This is a genomic window from uncultured Kocuria sp. (genome assembly GCF_947500125.1).
In the GTDB taxonomy this organism is placed as follows: Bacteria; Actinomycetota; Actinomycetes; order Actinomycetales; family Micrococcaceae; genus Kocuria.
The window spans coordinates 64,813-87,391 of the sequence record NZ_CANMRA010000016.1; the positions used below are offsets into that span (position 1 = coordinate 64,813).

Genomic DNA, 22,579 nt, shown 5'->3' on the forward strand with positions numbered 1-22,579 from the left:
TCGCCCTTGGCGTCAGCATGGCTTTGGTCGGTCAGCGAGGTGAATCATTGGGGTATGGGATCGAGCTACAGCAGCGACGGCGTGGTGCGGGAGTGGTACGGCGATGAGGGCTGGGGGGTGGTTGACCTCTCGGGTCACTCCGGCGGGTGTTTCGTGCATTTCACGCACATCGAGGGCCCGGAGAACGCCTATAAGGAACTGGTTCCGGGCCAGCAGGTAATCATCACTTGGGAACGGGTCGAGCAGGACGGCTATCCCGCCCGAGCGATACGGGTCGAAGGGATTGCATAGGCGAGTTTCCTACCGCGGTCAGTCGCGTCTGCTTGCCCTGAGTAGGTGGGCGTACCTGTACACCTCGGCCACCTGAGCGGGTGGGGTTGCTGCCGGTGATGCGCCTGGCCCAGGAGATCGGGTTGCGCGACCTGGTCGATGAGCGGTTGAGCGTGCCCACCGACAAGGGCGCCAACCCGGGGCTGAAGGTTTCCTCGCTCGTGGCCGGGATGCTCGCCGGGGCCGACAGCATCGACGACCTGGTCCTGCTGCGCCAGAGCGCGATGAGCAAGCTGTTCGAGGCCGTCTATTAGAGGGCTGGCACCGCACCGGTGGTCGACGAGGTCCCGGCATCCTCGGTTCCCCTGGCAGGGTCCGTGATGTCTACAGGATCGTTTGGCTCACCAGTCTTGGGGGTTGGTTTGGCAGTCGCCATTCGTGCCGGGCGTATGGGCTCCTCTTCCTTGTCGTTGAGGATGCCGTCCCCGTCGATGTCCGGGTCTTCCTCATTGAGCAGGCCGTCCCCATCCATGTCCGGGTCAACCTCATTGACGAACTTATCGCCGTCGAGGTTGTCGTCAGCCTCGTTGTCGATGCCGTCGCCGTCAAGGTCGGTGTCTTTAATGTCGAGGGTGCCGTCGCGATCGGTGTCCCGTTTGGTGTCCGGAATCCGGGGCGCCACCCCGGGCAGGAGTTCCTTCTCGTCCCCAGTGTCCGCGGACGGTGACGGTGCGGGTTTGGGCGGTGCGGGATTGGGCGGTGCGGTCGAAGATCCGGAGGGGGCAGGAGCAGGTGCTGGTTTGGCGGGCTTTACCGGCTTGGTCTGGGGGGGCGTGGGCTTTTGCGCCGTTGGCGGTGCAGGAGTCGGTGCGGGGCTGGGTTTTGCAGGAGCGGAAGGCTCGGCCGTGGGCTGTGGCTCCTTCGTGACCTTCTTGGTCGCAGCGGCCTTCTGCTCGGCAGCCTTCTTTTGGGCGGCCTTCTTCTGCTTGGCAGTCTCCTCGCCCGGGGCGGTCTTTTTCTTGGCGGCGGTCTCGTCCTCCGCGAGAGCCGGCACGGGCACCTCCAAGGAGTACTTGCTGCGGGAGGCGGGAATGACGCGGAGACCGTCGACCCAGTCGAAGGACTGGGGGTCCACGGCCTGCCCGTCGACCCAGGTCTCGAGGTGCAGGTTTGGTCCCGTGACCCGGGTTCCGGTGGCGCCGACGGAACCGAGCTGCTCGGACGCGGCCAGCCGGTCACCGGTGGCCACCCTGACGTCCTCGAGGTGGTTGTAGGTGGTCCTCAGCCCGTCCGCGTGGGTGACCTCCACCCGGTTGCCGCCCCAGACGTCCCAGAACACGGCCGTCACCTCGCCCTCGGCGGCCGCCACGACCGGCAGCCCTGCGGCGGCGGAGACGTCGGTGCCGTTGTGGAACTCGCGGTCGCCGCGATCGGGAGCGATCCGCCACCCGAAGGTCCCCCCGGTCAGGACGGCCCCGGGAGTGGTGGGGGCGATGAGGGTGTTGACGGGAAGCTCGCCCGAGTACAGCCTCGGTGCGTGCCTCCCCGGGCGCACCGTCGAGGCTGCGTTTCGGCCGCCGTCGCCCCGGCCGGTGCCTTGGCGCCAGGACCCGTCGCCCGCGGCGCCGTCCCGGACGGGCGAGGTGGAACGGTCCTGCCGCAACGGTGCCGTCGGAGGGCGCTGCCGCTCCTGACCCGAGGCGAAGAGGCTCCACCCGCTGTCCGACCGCTCCGAGGAGGCCGAGGATCTCGCCGACACCCCGAAGGCAGCCCCTCGTTCTTCGCCGGTCCCAGGGGTGATGCCCGAGCTGACGGCCACGCTCACCGCCACGAGGGCCGAGAACGCGGCGAGGGCGCTCACCGGCGAGGAGGCGCGGTGACGGAGGTCGGACTTGGCAGGGCGGCGAGAGGAGTCGCGGGGCATGATCGTGGTTCCCCCAGGATGTCGCGGGCAGCGACGGAAAGATCAAGCAACGGACCGAAGGCATCAAACATCGGTGTGCGCGTAGGAGCACGGACAATCCTCCTGAGGATACGTCTTCGCTCCCGTTAATGCGGTGTAGGGCGGGGACGCAACGCTGTATGACGCGCAGAGCTGCCGCCCTCTGATTCGAGGTTCCTGAATCGGTGGCAAAGTGGCGCTGATGCAACTCACTTGACGCGGTAGACCTCGGTGTCACGGCGCCAAATCGTGGTTCAGGTGGTGCCGTGGCAACCAGGATGGTCCACTCCTGTCAGTCGATCAGGTTGGTGAGGCCGGGGGCGAGCAGCAAGACGGTGGGCACGGTGATGAGCGCAGCGGCTGCGCTGATGACTGTTGCCTTTGGTCCCGCCGGCAAGGGTGTGGCTTCCAGTCGCAGGATGCGCTGACGGGCGTCCTCGACAGGGGCCGCGCCTGTCCAGGTGCCTTGGATGCGGTGCGGGGGAGCAGCGGATCCACTGGTGCTGACGAGGGCGACGGCTCGGGCGAGGGAGCGGTCGTCGATGCTTCGGCGGGCGTGGTCGTCGGCGAGCATCTCAACGAGGACCCCGACTTCGCGGTGGGCGCGGTCGGCGATGGGAAACCAGGGCAGGGAAGCCTTCCAGGCGCGGAACAGCATCAGCACGATGTCATGGCGCTGGGTGGCATGTGCCCTTTCGTGCTCGATCACCGCGTCCAGCTCGTCCTCATCGAGCAGCGACAGCAGCCCGGCAGAGAGCACGGTCATCGTGGTGAACGCCCCGGGGAGGCAGTAGGCGACCGGGGCGGGGTTGTCGAGGAGCCGGGTGCCGGGGGCGTCGGGCAGCGGTGTGCTCAAAAGCAGGACCAGCTGGGCATGGCGGCGGCGATCGCGTTCGGCGCGCACAATCGTGACGACCAGGTTCAGCAGCAGATGCCCGCCGAGCAGAACTGCTCCGGACAGCGCGAGGATGTGCACCGGCCTTGCCGGGCCCCATGGCTGATCTCCCAAGAAGCTGGTGGCGAAGCTGATGCCGCCACTGACCAAGTCCGGCCCAAAAGGGGCCAAACCGAAGGTGAGCAAGGCCCCGAGCATCGACAGCCCGCCGGCCAGGGCGACGGCCTGCCAGAGCACCAGTGCGGTGGCGGGGGCGCGGGTCGGCCACTTGGCGTGCGAAAGCAGGATCGGGACGGGCCAGGCCAGGGCGAGGGCAAATGCGGCCAGGGCGAGCGAGGTGCTGATCACATGGACTCAGTGGTCGTCGAGGAGGCGCCGCAGAGTTTGTGCTTCCTCGGAACTGACGCCTCCGACGAAGCGTGCAAGCACAGCGGCCCGGTCGTTGGCTGTTCCCAGGACCTCGTGCATGAGGTTGGCCATGTGCTCCTCCCGGGAGGCCGCAGCTAGGTAGCGGTGGGGGCGGAAGGTGCGTTCTCGTGTGACAAAGCCTTTGCGCTCCAGGCGGGACAGGACGGTCAGCACAGTGGTGGCGGCGCGGGGCCGGCCGCTGTCGGTGGTTCCGGTCAGCTGGTCCTGGAGGTCGTAGGCCGACAGGGGGGTGTCCGCCTGCCAGAGGATCTCCATGACGGATCGTTCCAGGTCACCCAAGGAGGTTGCGCGTTTCGAGTCGTTGACTGCCACCAGCTGATTCTAGCGGACCGACCCACATGTTCTACAGTGGTGTAGAAATATTTCTACGAGTCGTAGAACTATTTTTACACCACTGTAAAAACGCTTGGGGGACAACCCATGGATCCGTTGGAGATCGCCCGGTGGCAGTTCGGGATCACCACCGTCTACCACTTCGTGATGGTCCCGCTCACGCTCGGGCTGGGGCTGCTGGTGGCGCTCATGCAGACGATGTGGGTGCGCACCGGCAACGAGCGTTGGCTGCGGATGACGAAGTTCTGGGGCAAGCTCTACCTGATCAACTTCATCATGGGCGTGGCCACCGGCCTGGTCCAGGAGTTCCAGTTCGGGATGGCCTGGAGTGAGTACTCCCGCTTCGTGGGCGACGTCTTCGGGGCACCGTTGGCGATGGAGGGCCTGCTCGCCTTCTTCTTCGAGTCCACCTTCCTGGGCCTGTGGATCTTCGGGTGGGACCGCCTGCCCAAGAAGCTGCACCTGGCCACGCTGTGGACCGCGGTGCTCGGCTCCGTGGTCTCTGCCTTTTTCATCATCGTCGCCAACTCCTGGATGCAGCACCCGGTGGGCGTGGAGATGGTGGACGGCCGCCCGGTGATGAACGACGTGTGGGCGGTGCTGACCAACAACACGGCCCTGGTGGCCTACTCCCATACTCTGGCCGGGTCCGTGGCAGTGGGCGCGGCGTTCCTGATCGGGGTCTCCTGGTACCAGCTGTGGCAGCGCCGCCGGGACAACATCGACACCGTCGACGACTCCGGTGCCGTGGTCGTGGGAGAGCGGGTCGATATTCCCGGCCGGGACCGGGTCGACCACGCGGTGTGGCTGTCCAGCCTGCGCATCGGTGCGGTGGTCGCCGCCGTCGCCTTTGGCGGGGTCGCCGCCACCGGGGATCTGCAGGGCAAGCTCATGTTCGACCAGCAGCCGCTGAAGATGGCCGCCGCTGAGGCGGCCTGCCACGACGGCACCAGCTTCTCGGTGCTGGCCGTGGGCCCGCTCGGAGCCCAGGACTGTGACCAGGTGACCAACGTCATCGAGATCCCGGGTCTGCTGTCGTTCTTGGCCCACGGGGACTTCGACACCGAGGTCAAGGGCGTGAACACCCTCATCCCACAGTACGAGGCCGCCTACGGCACCCACCTGCCTGAGGACCCCATGTACGGCGAACGGGCCGGCCAGAAGATCGACTACCTGCCCCTGATGGAGGTCACCTACTGGGGGTTCCGCCTGATGATCGGCTTCGGCATGCTCGCCGCCGGCTTCGCGGCGCTGACGCTGTGGATCACCCGGAAGGGCACCGTCCCGGCCTCCAAGCCTTTGATGTGGGTGGCGGTGGCCTCCATCCTGGCACCCTTCGGGGCCAACATCGCCGGGTGGGTGTTCACCGAGATGGGCCGGCAGCCGTTCGTGGTCGTCCCGAATCCCAACCCCAGTGGTGTGGACGGGGTGTACATGTACACCGCCGCTGCCGTGTCACCGGGAGTCAGCGGGGAGGAGATCCTTTTCTCCCTCATCACCCTCGGGTTGATCTACGCGGTCCTGCTGGTGGTGGAGACGAGGTTGCTCGTGCGCTACGTGCGCGGCGGGGTCGCCTCGGCCATGCCCGAGCTCGCCCACCGGGACGATGACCCCGCCCATCCCGAGGGCATGACCGGTCGGCGCGATGACGTGCTGGCCTTCGCCTACTGAGCCCGACGACCACAGAACGGCCCCTGACATGGAACTGCTTCCCACTTTCTGGTTCATCGCCATCGCGGTGCTGTGGATCGGGTTCATCATCCTGGACGGCTTCGATCTGGGCGTGGGCATGCTTATGCTCACCAGCACCCGGGACGAGCGCCAGCGCCGGCAGATGCTCAATACCATCGGCCCGGTCTGGGACGGCAACGAGGTGTGGCTGATCACCGCAGCCGCCGGGCTCTTCGCCGCCTTCCCCGACTGGTACGCCTCCTTGTTCTCCGCCCTGTACGTCCCCTTCGTGTTCGTCCTGGCCGGGCTGATCTTCCGGGCGGTGTCCATCGAGTACCGCGGCAAGGTCCACAGCGACCGGTGGCGGCGGTGGGTCGACCGGGCACTGGGGACGGGGTCGTTCCTGGTCGCCTTCGGGCTGGGTGCTGCCTTGGCTTTGACCACCACGGGCCTGCCGCTGGACGCCAACGGCGACCGTGTCGGCGGGGCCTTCGCCTGGTTCACGCCCTACGCGCTGCTCGGCGGACTCGCCCTGGTCGGGTTCTGCCTCGTGCACGCCTCGGCCTTCCTGGGGCTGAAGACCGAGGGACCGGTCCGGGTGCGTGCCCGCCGGTTCCTCCTGCGTTTCGGCCCGGCCGCGCTGGTGCCGCTCACCGTGTGGGTGCTGGTCGTTCAAGTGCTCCACGGCAAGGCCTGGACCTGGCCGCTGGTCGGTGCCGCGGTCCTCGCGGCGCTCTTCGGGTGGACCAGCGCCCGCCTGGGCCGGGAAGGCCGCGCCTTCGCCGGCTCCGCCGCACTGCTGTTCTGCGGCCTCACCTCGATCTTCGTCAACGTCTACCCCGTGGTCCTGCCTTCCACGATCGACCCCGCCCACCACCTGACGGTGGCCAACGCCTCCAGCAGCGACTACACCCTGGGGGTCATGACCGTCGTGGCCGCCATCGGCTTGCCCTCGGTGATGCTCGCTCAGGGCTGGAGCTACTGGGTGTTCCGTCGGCGCCTGACCACCGGCCATCTGCCCGCCCCCCACCCCGTCCTTCCCGCCGTTGCCCCGAAACTCGCCGCGGGTACCCGACGTGAGGGTGTGCCGGGGACGGGCGCGGACGGGAACAGGCAGGCATGAAACGTCCCCCGCTGGGCCCCGGCGGTGCTGCCACAGTTTTCACCCTCGGCCTCCTCGGAGCGCTCAAAGCCCTGGCTCTGATCGGCGTGGCCGAAGCCCTGGCCCGCGGCATCGTCGGGGTCATCGCTCATGACACGGCGGCCTGGCACCGGGCTCTGCTGGTCGGGGTCGGTGCTGGGCTGCTGCGTGCCGGAACCATCTGGGCCACCCAGGTCGTCGCCGTCCGCGCCGCCGGGCGGGCGAAGCGGGGGCTGCGCCGAGAACTCGCCACCCGCCTCCTGGCCGGGGGCGGCCACGACGTCGGCGCCACGACCACCGTGGGCACCCTCGGCCTCGACGCCCTCGACGACTACTACGCGCGCGTGCTGCCCTCGGTCACCGCCGCCGCCACCGTGCCCCTACTGGTGGGGGCGAGAATTCTGGCGGCCGACTGGGTCAGCGCCCTCATCATCGTGCTCACCGTGCCCCTGATCCCGGTGTTCATGGCACTGATCGGGCTGCACTCCCAGGACAAGGCCCAGGAGTCCTCCGCCGCCCTTCAACGACTCTCCCATCACCTGGTCGAACTCGCCCGTGGACTGCCCGTCCTGGTGGGTCTGGGGCGGATCGAGGAGCAGGCTGCGGCGCTGCGCGATGTTTCCGAGCAGCACCGGCACACAACCATGGTGACCCTGCGCACCGCGTTCCTCTCCGCGCTCGTGCTCGAGCTGATCGCCACGCTCTCCGTCGCCGTCGTGGCGGTGTTCGTCGGCGTGCGCCTCGTCTACGGTGACCTCGACCTCCTGGTGGGACTCGTGGCCCTCATCCTCGCCCCGGAATGCTTCGCTCCCTTCCGCGACCTCGGCGCCGCCTTCCACGCCTCCCAGGACGGCATCGCGGCCCTGCACCGCTCCCGTGAGCTCGTCACCGAGCCCCCGGCCCCCGACATCCGCAGGCCGACGCCACCGGACTCGAGCCCCGCAACGATCAACTCCCAGCCGGACACGCCAGCGGACCAGGCACCCATGGTGCGGATCAGTGGGGTGGTCGTGCGCTACCCAGGACGGCTCTTCCCAGCAGTATCCGGTCTTGGCGCCGAGATCCCTTACGGAACGATCGCCAGCGTCGAAGGCCCCAGCGGCAGCGGCAAATCCACCCTGCTCGGGGTCCTCGCCGGAACCATCGAAGCCCAAGACGGAACCATCCACGGGATCGACCCGGCTGCAGTGGCCTGGGTGCCTCAGCACATTCACACCGTCGGTGAGACCGTCCTCGACGAGATCCAGCTCTACGCCCACGACACCGCTTCCGCCCACCACACCCTCGCCCGAGTCGGACTGACCGAGCTGGCCGAGGCGGACCCGAACCAACTCAGCCCCGGGGAACTGCGCCGCCTGGGCCTGGCTCGGGGCCTGGCCCGCATCACCGCCGGGGCCCGGCTGCTGCTCCTCGACGAGCCCACCGCCCACCTCGATCCCACCAACGCGCACCGGGTCGAAACCCTCATCGACGCCCTGCGCGGCACCACCACCGTGATCCTGGCCTCCCACGAAACCGAGATCACCGCCCTCGCCGACCAGAAAGTGCTCCTGGGGCAGCCCGCCAGCCCCCGCGGGGAGGGGGCGCATCGCCGACCAGGAACCACCGCCCCGGAGGAGCAGTCGGTGCCTGATCGCCAAGCTGAGGCGTCCCACCCTTCACTCGCCGAGACCTCCGGTGGTGCGTTGGGCGAGCTCGCGGCGTTCCTCGCCTCCACTCGCTGGCGCATGCTGGGGGCCGCGGCCCTGGGTACGGCCTCGGCCCTGTTCGCCGCCGCCCTCACCACGCTGTCGGGCTGGCTGATCGTGCGCGCCAGCGAGCAACCGGGAATCATGTACCTGATGGTCGCCATCGTCGGCGTCCGCTTCTTCGGCATCGGCCGTGCCCTGCTGCGCTACGCCGAGCGACTGGCCACCCACGACGCCGTCCTGTCCGCCACCACCGAGCTCAGGTCCCGGATCTGGGCCGGGCTTGCTACCCGTGGTCTGGCCTCCCGGGCCCTGGCCACCGGCGGGGCCGCACTGGAGCACCTGGTCGAGGCCGCAGACCGGGTCCGTGACCTGGCCCCGCGGGTCCTGCTGCCACCGATGGCCGGGGCCGGCACCGCCCTGGGGGCTGTCGTCGCCGTCTTGGCCCTGTGCCCCATCGCGGTGCCCACGCTCCTGGTCGCCGTCCTCGGCGGGCTGCTCGCCGGGCCCGTCGCGGCGCTGCTGGCCGACCGCTCCGCGGCCCGCCATCTCACCGTGGTGCGCTCCAGGGTGATCCGCCGCTTCGCCGCGATGGTCTCCGCCTCCGGTGAGCTGCGCGCCAACGGTCGAGCCAAGGACATGCTCGCCCGGCTGGATGACCTCGAGCAGCGCGCGGACACCGCGGCCCGCTCCAGTGCCTGGGCGCGGGGCCTGGGCGAGGCCGTCGTGGTGCTGGCCTGTTCCCTCTCCTCCGTGCTGATGCTGGCAACCACCGCCGAAGCCCTGGCGGCAGGCACGATTTCCGCACCGGTCGTCGCCGCGCTCGTGCTGCTGCCCCTGGGTCTGATCGATCCGCTGCTGGGCGCGGTCGATGCGGTACAGCAGTGGCCTGCGCTGGCCCAGTCGCTGCGCAAGGTCCATGCCGTCACTCCCACAACCACCCGCCATGAGCGGCCTCAGCCCCCCACCGGGGCGGTTCCGACTCAAGTCCAAGAACTGACGCTGGCCGACCTGGCCGTCACCTGGCCGCAGGCGCCGGCCCCGGCATTCCGCCACCTCCAGGCCACCGTGCGCCGCGGCCAGTGGCTCGTCGTTGAAGGTCCCTCCGGCTCAGGCAAGTCCACCCTGCTGGCGACCCTCCTCGGCCACTTGCCCGCCGCGGAGGGCTCATGGCAGGTCAACGGCTCCGACAGCACCACCTTCAACGCCCGGCAGCTGCGGCGACGCTTCGCCTGGTGCCCCCAGGAGGCGCACCTGTTCGACTCCACCATCCGCGGCAACCTCCTGCTCGCCCGGGGGAAAGACGATCGGCCCACCGATGAGGACCTGCGCGAGGTCCTCACCCGCGTGGGCCTGGACTCCTTCATGGACGGATTGCCCCAGGGCCTGGACACACCAGTCGGGCCCAGCGGAGGGAGTCTCTCGGGAGGCCAACGACAACGCATCGCCGTCGCCAGGGCGCTGCTCACCCGTGCCGACGTCCTGCTTCTCGACGAACCCACCGCTCACCTCGAGGCACCCGCTGCCCACGCGCTGATCTCCGACCTGCGCTCAGCACTGTCTGACCGCGTCGTCGTGCTCGTGACCCACCACGCCGAACAACGTACTGGAGCAGACGTCCACCTCCGCCTACCAGGGGTGCACCCGCACTCCGCACCGCAGCCCAGTGACCATGCGCAGGCCAGAAACGGCGACCGGTCACTGACGCGTGTTCCCTGACCGGTCCCGCCAACGCGACCGATCTCAGGCGCTCCAGATGGGATACACCCCTTCCGGGGACTCTCCTCAACCCGTCCTCAGCCCCCGACGCCCGGCCGGCCTGCGCTGGCGCGGGTGGATCCACAAGGCTCCGAGGGGACGTCATGGTGAATAGGACTGTCACATCACGAGACTGCTGGACTTTCTCACGCTGTCGGGGCGCTGGAAGTGTCGGTACCGGTGCTCGCTGTGGCGTCTTCGGCGGGCGGCACGGTGGCGGGGCGGGGTGCGCGGCCCAGATCCACCACACGGTAGATCAGACCCGCCACCAGGCCCCCCAGCAACGGGGCAACCCAGAACAGCCACAGCTGGGACAGGCTCTCAGCACCACCGATGACCGCGGTGCCGGTGGAGCGGGCCGGATTCAGCGATCCGCCGTCGAAAGGCGCCAGGATGGTGAGCAGGAAGGCGAAGGTCGCCCCGATCGCCACCGGGGCCAGTACCGCGTTGGCCCGCGGGGCGGTCGAGCCCAGGACCACGAGGACGAACAGGGTCGTCGCCACGAACTCGATCAGAAGCACGGTGGGCCAGCCGGCTTGGGAGGTGGAGTTCTCCCCGTAGCCGTTGGCCACCGCACCCAGGGCTTGGGCGGTGGTGGAGGCATCGATCAGTGTCATCAGCACCGCCCACAGCAGGCCCACCGCGACCAGTGCTCCGAGCACCTGGGCCACCACGTAGCCGAGGGCGACCTTGGTCGGAGTGCGCCCGGCCACGACCGCCGCCAGGGTCACTGCTGGATTGAAGTGTCCCCCGGAGACGTGTCCGAAAGCCACCAGTACCGCCAGCAGCGCCAGCCCGAAGCCCAGTGCGGAATCGATCACCGCGGTGGCGAAAATGCCCGTGCCCAGCCCGGCGAAGACCAGCACGGTAGTACCGGCGAACTCCGCCGCCCACCGGGCACCGGCCGACGGGGCCGGGGTCACCCCGCCGGTGACGGAATCTTTGCGCACCGCATCCGGGACCGGGGCCACCAGATTCTGGAAGTCGGGGGCGGCCGTGTCCGTAGCACGGGCAGGCGCGGTGGATCCCATAACAGCGGGTCCCGAGGCGTTGTCGGTCATAGGGGGTTCTCCTGCAGGTCGCTCGACACGGCAGTGCCAAGATGGTGGGTCAGCAAGTCCGGGCGTGGGTGCCGGTGCCATAGGACCACGGTTTGCTGAATGGTTCTTGAACACGGGCCCAAACGTGTTGATCCCACAGCCGGTCCTTGCTGGTTGGTCGCTTCACTGTCGGCGAAGGGGTGGTTCCGCCTGTTGAAGGACTCCTTGGTGGGGCTCCCTGGTGGGTCCGGCTCCAGCGAGGGCCAGCCCATCGGGTCGGAAATGGCCGGGACGACGGGCAGGGAGGTGATGACTCTGCCACCCCACCGGTCCTGGACGGGGGGAGGAGTAGGGACTGGGACGGCGGTCGGCCTGATCGGGTGAACGAGTCAAGAGCACCCGGTCGGGCTGATCACCGCAGGTCAGTGCAGACTCAGGGCTGTGGTGGTGATCTCGGAGATGCCGATCTGGTCGATCAGTGCCGGAAGGTCCTCGGCCTCGGGTCTGAAGCCCAGCAGCGGCACGGTGGAGCCGGTGTGGTCCTGGGACTTTTCGGTCGGGGAGGTGGCGTAGTGGAGATTCATGCGCCCACCGTCGGTGGTGGCTAAGGTCGCCGTCGCGCCGGCGGACCGTCTCAGGCTGCCTTCACCAGGTCAGGTCGTGGCAGCCGGGCCGGTCGGCGGGTTCTACCTGCAAGGTGGCGTGCTCGATCGCGTACCGTTCGCGCAGCACGTCCTGGGCGCCGACGAGTACCTCCTGGTGGTCCGCGCCGGGGGCCGCGACGAGGTGGGCGGTGGCCACGTTCATCCCCGAGGTCAGCGTCCACAGGTGCAGGTCGTGGACCTGGGCCACCCCGCCGACGTCGCCGAGGGTGGCCGCAACGGTTTGGGGATCGATGCCGGCCGGGGCGTGCTGGCCGAGCACGGCGAGCACCTGCCGTCCGAGGGTCAGCGCCCGGACGATGACGAAGACCGCGATGAGGGCGGCCACGACAATGTCCCAGATCGGATTTCCCGTGAGGATGATCAGGGCGCCGGCGATCATGACGCCCACCGAGCCGGCGGCGTCGGCCACCACCTCGAAGTAGGCGCCCTTGACGTTCAGGCTGTCCTTGGACCCGCTGCGCAGCAGGAGCATGGAGACGATGTTGATGACCAGCCCGATGAAGCCGACGACGAGCATCGTCCCGGAAGTCACCTCGGGGGCCTCGCCGAACCGGCCCATCGCTGAGACGATGACGTAGGCGCCGACACCGAGCATGATCAGCACGACCAGGCCGGAGGCGAAGATCTCGGCCCGGTAGGAGCCATACGTGCGCCGGCCCGTGGTGTCCGGTCTGGTGGCGATGTGGGTGGCCAGCAGTGTGCTGGCCAGGGCCACCACGTCGGCGGCCATGTGGCCGGCATCGGAGATGAGCGCCAGGGAATTGGAGACCAACCCGGCGACGAGCTCGACGACGAAGAAGGTCGCCGTCAGCGCGAACGCCGCAGCCAGCCGCCGGCGATAGCGCCCACCCGCGTGCCCTGCGGTGGGCATGGCCGGCCCGTGGCTGTGCCCGGCGCCCATCAGGAGCTCCCCTCGTGCCGGGTGTGCTCGCGGCTGAGATCGAGCAGCATCCGCACATGAGCATCGGCGAGACGGTAATACACCATCCGCCCGTCCCGTCGGTTCTCGACGACCCCGGCAGTGCGCAACAGGCGCAGGGCCTGGGATACCGCCGTCTCCGGGACCTCCACCGCGGCGGAGAGGTCGCACACGCACAACTCACCGGCCTCGAGCAACGCGTAGAGGATCCGCACCCGACGCGGGTCGCCGAACAACCTGAACATCGCGGCGAGCTGCACCGCCTCGGCGTGCTCGGGAATGTTCTGCCGGGTCAGCGCCACCTTGTCGGGGTGGGCCGCGACGACCACGCAAGTCTCCAGCGGGGTGACCTGAACCATGAGACCTCCTCACATCTGACTAGATCTGCATATGTTATCCCATGGGGCATCTTCCGGTACCCAGGGCCAGCGCCACCTTCACCCAGGGGCGCAACCGATGCCGGAGCGGTCATGCCGCCAGCCCCTCGATGGCCGGTCAGGGTCTCCGGCAGTCTCCAGGGCCTGAGCCCTTTGAGCATCTGCATCGGGCGTCGCGGACTGGTTCACGTCGTGTGGATGGTGCGCCTTGTCCGTCCCGGGCTCATCCTGGCCGGACATGCGCGGCGCATCTGCGGGCTGCCCCCTTCACCGCCTCGTCCAAGCCGACCCTGACCCCGCGCACGTGCCCATCCTCGTCGCATGAGCGCAGCCTTGCGGTGGAAGGGCCTATGCAGGTGCCCTGCTGGTCAAGGGCGGCGTCCTCGTGTGCTGTCTCGGGTACCCGAAATGTTTGCTGGCCTGCCGATTGGCTCCGACGGCTGGTTGCCAGGCGGCGGAACGGGCGCATCCTGACCACGACGGGCCCGGAGGGCCGGGGCGTCACGTCGTCGTGGCTACCGGAACGGTGGCCCAGCAGGGGCCGACCGACTGTCGAAGGCGCTGTGCATTGCTATGTGTCCGGCGGAGATGTTGTTGGTGTCCGCTACCGATGTCGCCGGCGTGATGGGGACCAGCTGCTGTTGCAGCTGGGTCCGGGCTCAGTCTTCGCGACGACCGGGGGTGAGGACGAGCCCGCGCCCGGCGCCGGCGGTCCGGGCCAGGGCCCGCTCCAGCGGGCCTTGCCCGTAGGCGCGTTGCCAGGCCACGGCGAACACCGCCGCCCCGCCTGCGTGGATGAGGAACCACAGCATGGGCACCTCGTAGTGCACCATCGCGGCCAGGGCCAGCAGGTGGGCCGTGTAGAGGGTCAGGGTCATGGAACCGGCAGCACTGAGCGGCAGCAGCCAGGCGCCGGATTTCCGCCCGATGAGCAGGAACGCCCCCAGCACGGCTGTGCCGGAGCCGAGGCCGTAGAGGATGGCGATCGGGGTGTTGGTGTGCGGGCCGGGGATCAGCATCCACCACCACGTGGTGTCGGGCAGGACGGGGTCGGGGCCCCAGATGAGGATCTCGTCGATCTGCTCGTGGCTCAGCGACGGGGTGGAGCTCATCAGTTGGTCGTAGCCGCCGGCCTGGAGGATCAGCACCCAGTAGACCAGCCACGCGGCCAGAGCCAGGATCAGACCGGCTACGAGCAACCGGCCCTGGACGTGCAGGGACCGCAGGTTGAGCCGGCCGATGGCTATGCCGGCGAGCAGGTAGGTCAGGTACGGGAACGCGGGGTAGGTGCCGGTCAACAGCACCTGGGACAGCACGGTGCCGGGGTCGGTGAGCACCCCGGTGATGGTGGGGTTGTAGGTCTCCATCTCCGGTAGCGCGTCGCGCAGGGACTGCATCAGCACGGGGGCGAGCACGGCGTTGACCCCGGCGAGGACGAACAGGGTTCGTGCGGGCAGGTGCAGGAAGGGGATGGCCAGCAGGAAGAACACCCCGTAGTAGATCAAGATGTTGTAGGCCGGCGGGTCCTCCGGCATCACCTGGTTGACGAGCAGACCCAGCACGGTGATCAGCACGGCCCGGACGAGCACCCCCACCCGGTCAGCCGTCATCGTCCGGCCCCGGTGGGGTGTGCCTGCGCCGGTGGAGAAGGCCAGGCCGACCCCGGCCAGCAGGGCGAACAGGGCCGCGGCCCGGCCGGCGAAGAGCTGCCACTGCAGGGTGACCTCGTAGGTCTCGGGGTCCCAGGCGGGCAGAATGTGGATGGAGAACATCCCCAGCAGGGCCAGACCCCGGGCGGCGTCGACCCCCACCAGCCGTGGCTTCTTCACCAGCGGGAGCTCTGAGCCCCCTGTTGGTCCCCGCGTCCCCGAGTTCGGATGGTGGACGTTGACCATGCTGGTGCGTTCCTTCTCTCGGCTGTACCGGCGGGCCCCCGCCCACCGGTCCGGACCTCCGGGCCCTGTCTATCTCCATCCGACCAGGACGGACTTTCCCAGGCTTATCCTTTTCCTGTGTCCTGGCTGTGGAAGCAGCTCCAGTCGCCAGTGCCTGCCGCGAGGCTTGCGGACGGTTTTCTCCGGCCCCGCCACCATCAGCACCACGGACGTGCACCAGGTTCAGAACCGGTGGAGATGGTCAACGATCGGGTTTTCTACGCCCGGGGAGGAGTTGTCCTTGGCCAGACGATGTCCTGCAGACCACCGGGGACCACGCACCGGGTGACGGCAGGGACCGGCCGCGTCGGCGTCTTTGCCCGCCCCGACCGGCTCCGGTCGGCGGCTGATGCCTGTGGGGCTAGCGGTTCTCGGTGCGCTGCTGCAGCTGATCCAGGTAGGCGTTGTAGGCATCCAGATCCGGGGTGCCCCTGACGGCGGTTTCGGCCTCGTCGCGGGCGGCTTTGCGCGCATCGTCGCGGTGCCACTGGCTCATGATGAACAGCAGGATCAGCACGGACGGTAATTCGCCGTAGGACCAGGCCAACGAGCCGGCCAGGACCTGATCGGCCATCGGGTCGAGATCCCAGCTGTCCGGCGGGGTGGCGAAGAAATCCACGACGGGCAGCGGAGCCATCATGACGATGACGCCGAAGAAGGCGTGCAGCGGCATCTCGGGGACAATGTCGGCCAAGCGACTGCCGTAGGTCTGCTTGGTCGGTAGTGGATCGGCCGACAGCAACGGAACGGTGAACAGGATCCCGGAGGCCAAGAACAGCAGTTCCAACCCGGTATGGCCGTACCAGGTGGGCAACAGCCGGTCGTCCAGCCCGCTGAGATACACCCCGTAGAAACTGACCAGGAACAACGGAACCAAAAAGGCGGGATGGACGGCGAACCTGCCCCACCGGGAACGCAGACCCCCCAGGGCCAGACGCAGCACCACGGCGCCGGGTCCGCGGTGGGGTGTGGCCCGCAGCAGCAGGGTGCCCGGGCTGCCCAGGACCAGCAGTGCTGGGACGATCATCATCAGGGTCAGCTGCTGGAACATGAACACGGAGAACATGCGCAACCCGTAGCCTTCGATTCCCGCGCCCATGATGAGCGCGGTGGCCGCGCACCCGGTGAGAAAACACAGGGTCCGCCATACCGGCCACCGCCGGCGTGCTGTCCACAGCCGGGCTGCTCCGGCCAGATACAGCACAGCCAGCACCAGCGCGATGGCCGGGATGAGCGGAACCGGTTGCATCGTGGGAGCCAGGAAGTTCTCCAGGCTCGGGGGCTCGATCGGAACCCAGACCGGGCCCTCCACGCTGCGGTCAACCATGGTCACGGAAAGCATCGACTGCCATGGCCGCATTTTCGCACGCCACAGAACGGTCCCGGGGTCCTGATCGGGCCCTGAGCCCAGGACCGGTCCGAGAGGGGCGGGCGTGCCCCACCGGCCCCGTCCCTGACTTCCATGGGATCTTGGAGGTGGTGGCCGAAGAACCCCGGTGGATTCCGATCACGGCGCGCAGCGGGGCCGAGCCTGGAGACCGGTTCACGTCTGAGCCCGTCAGCTTTTGCACGGGCCCGGCCACGTGTGCTGATCCTGGTGTGCGGATGGGGATCATGATGGGGTGCGGCGCTCGGCCAGCAGGTCCTCCATGTAGTCGATCTCGGAGGTCTGGCTGGTGGCGATCGACTGCGCCAGGGACGTCACCACGGGATTCTCGGTGCGCTCCAGGATGGCCTGGGCCATGGTCGCACCTGCCTGGTGGTGAGGGATCATCAACTCGAGGTAGAGCCGTTCAGCTTCCCGGCCTTCGGCGTCCTCCAGCTGGTCCAGCTGTTCGGCGGTGGCCATACCCGGCATTCGCGCATCCAGGCCCGGGGTCGTGGAGTCCATGCCGGGCATGGACGTGTGGTCCTGCGCGCCGTCGTCCATCCAGGCCATGGTCGGCTGGGGCGAGGCCTGGGGCAGCCCCCACACGGAGAGCCACCCGTACATCTGCCCGGCCTGTTGCTGCTGGGTGCGGGAGATGTCGTAGGCCAATCGGCGGATCTCCGGATCCTCCGTGCGGTCCCGGACCAGGGAGCTCATTTCCACCGCTTGCAGGTGGTGGGTCTGCATGTCGCGGGCGAACCCGGCTTCCGGGCTGCCCTCCGCCGGGGTGGACGACGTTGGAGCGCTCAGCTGCCCCACCGCCCAGCCGGCAGCTGCCAGTAGCACGGCCGCCAGCACCAGCAGGACCCACCGTCCCCGGTGCCCTGCCACGCTCCTGGAGGCGGCGCCGGTGCTGGTGCTCACGCGACCCGGCTGGGGGCATCGATGCCACCGGTGCAGGACGCCCCGGGCTCCGGGGCCTCGGGGGACTGCCAGTACTTGGTCACGAACTGCTCCAGGCGCTCATCCTCGGGGGAGTCCACGGCCACCTGAGCCCCCCACGCCGAGACCATTATGGGGGCGCCCAGATCCTCGTAGGGGGAGAGCACCACGTAGGTGTCGGGGACAGCCTGGCGCAGGGCCTCCACCTGGTCCTCGGACAAGGCGGAGGGGTCGTAAGCGGCCCACACCGCCCCATGCTCCAGGGCGTGCACAGCGTTCTCCTCGGGCACCGGCTCCGTGTAGACCCCGCAGTTGAGCCAGGCACTGGCATGGTCCCCGCCCACCGGGGGCGCCTGCTCGTAGTCCACCGCGGCCTCCACATGGGAGTTGCCGAGGTCGCCGAAGGTCTGCAGCCCGGCGATCTCGATGTCCTCCCGCGCCTGGGGCGGGGGATCGTTGATCACCGCGACGGCCACTAGAGCTGCGACCGCTGCGACAGCGGTCACCGCACCCGCTCCCGCCAGGACCCGCCGCCTACGGGTGGCCCGGGCATCGGCCGCCCAGTGCTGATCCAGCAGCGCAGCACGTTCCTGCCGCGCCCGCTCCGGGTCCGTACCATCCGCCATGCGGTCTCCTCCAATGGACCAAAAAGGGTCTTGCTCCTCCTGAACGGGCAGGACGCTAGCGCACTGTGCTGGGTCTTTCCTGCACGGCCTTCTTCGGAAGATCGTCGACCACCCACCCCTGAACACGTTGACGAGGATGCCCGCTCGGGCGAACTGGGCATCGACGGGGCCGGGAAGACGACGACGGCCGCGGCGCTGGTGGCGGCGGAGCGGCAGGCGGGACGGGAGGTGATCGTGCTACGCAACCGGTCCGGTCGCCGTTGGCTGGCACGCACCTCGGCACGCGTCGGGGTGGAGGTGCCGGTGCGGTGGGCGGACCGGTTCGAAACCGGAGTGCGCACCGTCAACGTCCTGGTCTGCCAGGTGCGTGCCGCACGCCGGGACGGTCTGGTGGTGATCAACCGCCACCTGGTGTGCCAACTGGTGCTGCGACGGGTCCGGGATCTGCCGCCGGGCCGGGTGCTGCCGTGGTTGGCGGTCACCGTGCTGTGCGGGGTTGTTGTGGTCGTTCTCGACGTCCCGGCCGAGACCGCCCATGCACGGATTCCTGCCCGCGGGCAGGATGCCGAGTCGCTGGAGTATCTGCGCGCGGCCCGGGCGAGAACCGCCACTGGGGCACCCAAGGCGGTTCTCGCCCGGCTCGCACGACTCACCGGAGCCAGCGCTCATCATTGAGCTTAAGTAAAGGCGGTGTGTAGATACCATCAAACATGGTTAATAACGGCTGCGCGCCCTATTTTCCGGGTTGGGGAAGAGATAACTTTCAGTGTGAGAACCCCCAGTTCTCATCGGCCGGTGCCCCGGGCAGTCCCTCGGGTCAGTGGTGTGAGGGTGCCCTGGTTCGGCCTCCCCTGAGTCAGGGCACCCTTTCGGACTGGACTGGCGCGGCCTTGGTGCGTTGCGGAGGCGGCGGCCTGTCGTTTCCGCCTGAATGCTGACCCTCGGGCGCCGGGCGGATTCAACGGTGATAAGGGGTCAATATTCGCTCGGCGTTGACACAGCCGGCGTGGGATCTTTCGCGCAGAACCCGGTAAGGCGGCGTCGGTTCTCCACTGTCGTTTGTGCCGCTCGTACGTGAGCCTGCCCTTTTCGTCGGCGGCTCACGCAATCTTCATGGGAACTTGAGAGTCCTGCGACCTGAGCTTTAGGCGCAGCACCCATCGTGAGGGCAATACAACTCCGGGTGCCCTACGGCCTCGGATGCGGCCACGGGTCGCACGCTTCGCCGGCCCTGGAGGGGCCGGCTCGATCAGGGGGAGTCATGAGCGCGATGTCACGGGCGGAGAAACCCGATCCAGCGGGACTGGATGATGCACTGATCCGGCCCACGAGCCGGTTGGTGGGGATCGACGCGGCGAGGGGGTTGGCGCTGATCGGGTTGATGGCCATCCATCTGCTGCCGGCCTGGAACGAGGAGACCGGGGAGGCCAGCTGGTCCTGGCGTTTGTTCTCCGGAGATTCGGCAGCGCTGTTCGCGCTGCTGGCCGGGGTCGGGCTGGCGCTGACCTCCGGGGGGCGTCACCCGCACCAGGGTCGGAAAATGACCGCTGACCGGATCGGGCTGCTGGTACGGGCGGTGCTCATCGCCGCTGTCGGTCTGTGGATCGGCACGCTGATGTCGGAGGACCCGCCGGCCTACAACATCTTGATCTACTACGGGGTGTTCTTCCTGCTGGCGATCCCGTTCCTGCACGCCGGCCCGAAGGTGCTGTTCATCAGCGCTGCGGTCTTCGGGATCGTGTCCCCGCTGCTGATGCAGGGCCTGCTCGATCAGCTGCCCGCCTGGAGCAACTACAACCCCACGCTGACCACCGTGCTCACCGAGCCCGGGGCCACGGCCTCCCAGCTGCTGCTGACCGGGACCTACCCGGCCCTGCCCTACATGACCTACCTGCTGGTCGGACTGGGGCTCGGCCGGTTGAACCTGCGCAAGCAGGAGGTCCAGATCCGGTTGCTGGTCGTCGGTGTCGGGGTCGTGATCTTCGCTCAGGCCGCCTCCTACTTCCTGCTCTACGCCTTCGGCGGCTACCAGCGGCTGCTGGCCGCCTCCTCGATGGGCGAGCACGAGTTGGAGGAAGTGCTGGTGTGGGGACCGGACTCGCTGCCGACCTCCACGGTGTGGTGGCTGGCGATCGCCACCCCGCACACCAACACTCCGCTGGCGATCGCGGCGAGCCTGGGCGTGAGCCTGGCCGTGCTCGGGGCCCTGTTGCTGATCGCCCGGAAGGCCGAGACGTGGCTGATGCCGCTGGCGGCGATGGGGGTCATGACCTTGACCCTCTACACCGCCCACCTGGTGGGCCTGTCCTTCGAGATTCACTACGACCAGCCCTACCTGTGGTTCGTGATCAATCTGGCTGTTGCGGCACTGTTCGCGGTGGCCTGGCACCGCGCCCTGGGCCAGGGCCCACTGGAGCGGGTCGTCAGCCTCAGCGTGAAGGGCACCCGCCGGCTCGTGCTCAACAGATCCTCCGGGGCCTCGCACGGGTAGACGACACTGCACCCCCCACGCGGGCCGTGCCTGCCACCGCAGCTGAACAGCTGCGGTGGCAGGCACGGCCCGTCGTTGTTCCCAGACCTTAAGCCCGGGGCCCTCAGTGTGGCTCAGCCGTTGGGCCGGTGGCGGGGCAGGTGGATCCGGAAGCTGGCCCCGCGCCCGGGGCCGGCGCTGGTGGCTTCCAGGGTCCCGCCCTGGGCCTCGATGAGGGTCTTGCTGATCGCCAGCCCCAGCCCGGAGCCGCCGCGGTGGGCCTCCCGTCCGGTGTTCGCGCGGTAGAACCGCTCGAAGACGTGCGGGAGGCTCTCAGAACTGATGCCCTCCCCGGAGTCGGTGACCGTGTAGGTGACCGCCTCCGGGGCGTGGTCGGTGTGCAGGGTGATGGTGCCCCCCGGCGGGGTGTGGCGCAGGGCGTTCTCCAGCAGGTTGCTCAGCACCTGGCCCATCCGCTCCGGATCCAGCGGGATCGGGGTGACGTCCATGCCGGTGCTCAGCGAGGTGATCGACACTCCCTTGCCGGCGGCGTCGGGCTCGATGGCCGCGACCGCCTGGTCCGCCAGGTGCTGGGGGTCCTGGGGGGTGAGCTGCATCCGGGTCATGCCTTCTTCGGCGGCGGTGAGCTGGCGGATGTCGCGGGCCAGGCGCTCCAGGCGGGTGATCTGGGCGTTGAGGATCCCGGTGGTGTGCCCGTCGAGTTCCACCACCCCGTCCTCGATGCCTTCCAGATGTCCTTTGAGACTGGCCAGCGGGGTGCGCATCTCGTGGGCCAGATCGGCCAGCATCTGGCGCCGGGTGGTGTCCACGGCGTCGAGCCGGGCGGCCATCTCGTTGAAGGAAGAGGCCAGGGAGTCGAACTCCGGGCCCAGCTTCGCCGAGGTGACCCGAACCTCATAGTTGCCCGCGGCGACCTCACCGGCGGCGGTGCTGAAGGAGGCCAGGGACCGCCCGATGGTGCGGTAGAGGTAGAAGGTCAGCAGCCCGGCGATGTAGAGGGCCGGCAGCCCGCCGATGACCAGGGCCGTGAGACTCACCGAGCGGAAGGCGTCCTGAAGGTGCACCAGCCCGGTGGCCGCATCGGCGTGACCGGCCTGAACGAGCTCGTGGTAGAACATGTTCGGCCCGATCAGCACCGCGGTCACGACCACGATGATCAGCCCGACGGCCAGCACCGCGGTCTGGGCCAGCATCAACCGCACCGTCAACGGACTCCAGGACCAGCGTCGGCCCGTCGAGGTGGTGGTGCTCATCGGCCGGTGCCCATCCGGTAGCCGACCCCGCGGATGGTGTGGATGAATTTCGGGTCGGTGGCCGTATCGCCGAGCTTCTTGCGGATCCGCCCGATGTGCACGTCCACCAGGTGCTCGTCCCCGGTCCAGTGCGTGTCCCAGACCATCTCCACCAGCTGCCGGCGAGAGAGCACCAGCTGCGGGTTGGTAGCCAGACACAGGAGCAGGTCGAACTCGATCCTCGTCAGCGCCACCGGCTCCCCGCCCAGATGCACTTCCCGGGCGGCCTCGTCCACCACCAGGTCCCCGATCACCAGCGCCTGGTCCTGACCCGCCGGCTCCGGGGCGGGGGCGGGCCGGGTGCGCACCCGGCGCAGCATGGCCTGGACTCGGGCCACGAGCTCACGCGGGCTGAACGGTTTGGTCACGTAGTCGTCGGCGCCCACCGACAGGCCCACGATCTTGTCGATCTCGTCGTCGCGGGCGGTGAGCATCAGCACGTGGCAGTCCGAGAAGGTCCGCACCTGACGGCACACCTCGATCCCGTCGATCCCCGGCAGCCCCAGGTCCAGCACCAGCACGTCCGGGGAGAAGTCGCGCACCGCGGCCACCGCCTGGTTGCCGTCATGGCGCACCGCGACCTGAAGGCCGGCCTTACGCAGATACTCCACGACCAGTTCCGCCAGGTCGACCTCGTCGTCGACCACCAGGACACGTCCGGGAGAGGGAATGGACATGACGCCTCCGTGGGTTCGTGGGGGTTGGGACGATTTCCCTGAAATGGAGTCTCCGATCGTGGTTCAGATGACGGATCCTTCACGAGGTTCACCCTTCCTCATTGCGCATCCAATCGTCTG

General features: G+C 68.7%; 19 protein-coding genes and 1 pseudogene. 7 read left to right on the top strand and 13 right to left on the bottom strand.

Translation table 11 applies throughout. The features are described 5' to 3' along the window. Window positions 1-54 precede the first annotated feature (54 nt). Window positions 55-291, top strand: coding sequence for a cold shock domain-containing protein (locus Q0817_RS11890; RefSeq protein WP_047804851.1), 237 nt, complete (start codon window positions 55-57; stop codon window positions 289-291). Between the two features lie 98 nt (window positions 292-389). Continuing rightward, a pseudogene (locus Q0817_RS11895) lies at window positions 390-572 on the top strand (IS1380 family transposase); the annotation flags it as partial. A gap of 8 nt (window positions 573-580) precedes the next feature. Here the strand turns inward: Q0817_RS11895 and Q0817_RS11900 are convergent. From Q0817_RS11900 to Q0817_RS11910, 3 genes are all read right to left on the bottom strand, one after another. After that, a complete protein-coding gene (locus tag Q0817_RS11900; RefSeq protein ID WP_053005120.1) occupies window positions 581-2,194 on the bottom strand; it encodes a M23 family metallopeptidase in 1,614 nt (537 codons plus the stop codon). Window positions 2,195-2,504: 310 nt separating this feature from the next. Beyond that, entirely contained in the window at window positions 2,505-3,455 is a 951-nt protein-coding gene (locus Q0817_RS11905; protein WP_047804853.1) for a M56 family metallopeptidase, read from the bottom strand. Between the two features lie 6 nt (window positions 3,456-3,461). Then, entirely contained in the window at window positions 3,462-3,848 is a 387-nt protein-coding gene (locus Q0817_RS11910; RefSeq protein WP_255396363.1) for a BlaI/MecI/CopY family transcriptional regulator, read from the bottom strand. Between the two features lie 108 nt (window positions 3,849-3,956). Between Q0817_RS11910 and Q0817_RS11915 the strand changes: the two genes are divergently transcribed. The 3 genes from Q0817_RS11915 to cydD are packed head-to-tail and all read left to right on the top strand — an operon-like array spanning window position 3,957 to window position 10,088. Further along, on the top strand, window positions 3,957-5,540 hold the full coding sequence (locus tag Q0817_RS11915) for a cytochrome ubiquinol oxidase subunit I (RefSeq protein WP_047804855.1): 1,584 nt from the start codon (window positions 3,957-3,959) through the stop codon (window positions 5,538-5,540). A 28-nt stretch (window positions 5,541-5,568) separates the two neighbouring features. Then, window positions 5,569-6,663 carry a cytochrome d ubiquinol oxidase subunit II gene (gene cydB / locus Q0817_RS11920; RefSeq protein ID WP_047804856.1) on the top strand — a complete coding sequence of 365 codons (1,095 nt, stop codon included), beginning with the start codon at window positions 5,569-5,571 and terminating at the stop codon, window positions 6,661-6,663. Beyond that, complete coding sequence (gene cydD, locus Q0817_RS11925) at window positions 6,660-10,088, top strand: thiol reductant ABC exporter subunit CydD (RefSeq protein ID WP_047804857.1); 3,429 nt, start codon at window positions 6,660-6,662, stop codon at window positions 10,086-10,088. Before cydB ends, cydD begins: the two co-directional genes overlap by 4 nt. A 185-nt stretch (window positions 10,089-10,273) precedes the next feature. On the opposite strand, the gene Q0817_RS11930 is transcribed toward cydD, so the two are convergent. The 8 genes from Q0817_RS11930 to Q0817_RS11965 all read right to left on the bottom strand — a co-directional run bounded on the left by Q0817_RS11930 (window position 10,274) and on the right by Q0817_RS11965 (window position 17,879). After that, window positions 10,274-11,077, bottom strand: a complete 804-nt coding sequence (locus Q0817_RS11930; protein WP_272028075.1) for an aquaporin — start codon at window positions 11,075-11,077, stop codon at window positions 10,274-10,276. A gap of 512 nt (window positions 11,078-11,589) precedes the next feature. Continuing rightward, window positions 11,590-11,751 (bottom strand): hypothetical protein, encoded by a 162-nt coding sequence (locus Q0817_RS11935; protein WP_158041128.1) that lies wholly within the window; start codon window positions 11,749-11,751, stop codon window positions 11,590-11,592. A 61-nt stretch (window positions 11,752-11,812) separates the two neighbouring features. Next, a complete protein-coding gene (locus Q0817_RS11940) occupies window positions 11,813-12,733 on the bottom strand; it encodes a cation diffusion facilitator family transporter (RefSeq protein WP_047804858.1) in 921 nt (306 codons plus the stop codon). Next, window positions 12,733-13,110, bottom strand: a complete 378-nt coding sequence (locus Q0817_RS11945) for a helix-turn-helix transcriptional regulator (RefSeq protein WP_047804859.1) — start codon at window positions 13,108-13,110, stop codon at window positions 12,733-12,735. The genes Q0817_RS11940 and Q0817_RS11945 overlap by 1 nt, the downstream gene beginning before the upstream one ends. A 677-nt stretch (window positions 13,111-13,787) precedes the next feature. Next, window positions 13,788-14,957, bottom strand: coding sequence for a heparan-alpha-glucosaminide N-acetyltransferase domain-containing protein (locus Q0817_RS11950; RefSeq protein WP_238986112.1), 1,170 nt, complete (start codon window positions 14,955-14,957; stop codon window positions 13,788-13,790). A 466-nt stretch (window positions 14,958-15,423) separates the two neighbouring features. Continuing rightward, a complete protein-coding gene (locus Q0817_RS11955; protein ID WP_047804905.1) occupies window positions 15,424-16,389 on the bottom strand; it encodes a cytochrome c oxidase assembly protein in 966 nt (321 codons plus the stop codon). Window positions 16,390-16,674: 285 nt separating this feature from the next. Next, on the bottom strand, window positions 16,675-17,355 hold the full coding sequence (locus Q0817_RS11960; protein ID WP_238986113.1) for a DUF305 domain-containing protein: 681 nt from the start codon (window positions 17,353-17,355) through the stop codon (window positions 16,675-16,677). Continuing rightward, complete coding sequence (locus tag Q0817_RS11965) at window positions 17,352-17,879, bottom strand: DUF3105 domain-containing protein (protein ID WP_238986114.1); 528 nt, start codon at window positions 17,877-17,879, stop codon at window positions 17,352-17,354. The genes Q0817_RS11960 and Q0817_RS11965 overlap by 4 nt, the downstream gene beginning before the upstream one ends. 57 nt (window positions 17,880-17,936) lie before the next feature. Between Q0817_RS11965 and Q0817_RS11970 the strand changes: the two genes are divergently transcribed. Further along, complete coding sequence (locus tag Q0817_RS11970; RefSeq protein ID WP_238986115.1) at window positions 17,937-18,674, top strand: thymidylate kinase; 738 nt, start codon at window positions 17,937-17,939, stop codon at window positions 18,672-18,674. 586 nt (window positions 18,675-19,260) lie between these two features. Continuing rightward, window positions 19,261-20,490, top strand: coding sequence for a heparan-alpha-glucosaminide N-acetyltransferase domain-containing protein (locus tag Q0817_RS11975; RefSeq protein ID WP_238986116.1), 1,230 nt, complete (start codon window positions 19,261-19,263; stop codon window positions 20,488-20,490). Window positions 20,491-20,603: 113 nt separating this feature from the next. Here the strand turns inward: Q0817_RS11975 and Q0817_RS11980 are convergent, their stop codons facing one another. Beyond that, entirely contained in the window at window positions 20,604-21,743 is a 1,140-nt protein-coding gene (locus Q0817_RS11980) for a cell wall metabolism sensor histidine kinase WalK (protein WP_047804864.1), read from the bottom strand. Then, window positions 21,740-22,459 (bottom strand): response regulator transcription factor, encoded by a 720-nt coding sequence (locus Q0817_RS11985; RefSeq protein ID WP_047804865.1) that lies wholly within the window; start codon window positions 22,457-22,459, stop codon window positions 21,740-21,742. Before Q0817_RS11985 ends, Q0817_RS11980 begins: the two co-directional genes overlap by 4 nt. Window positions 22,460-22,579 lie beyond the last annotated feature (120 nt).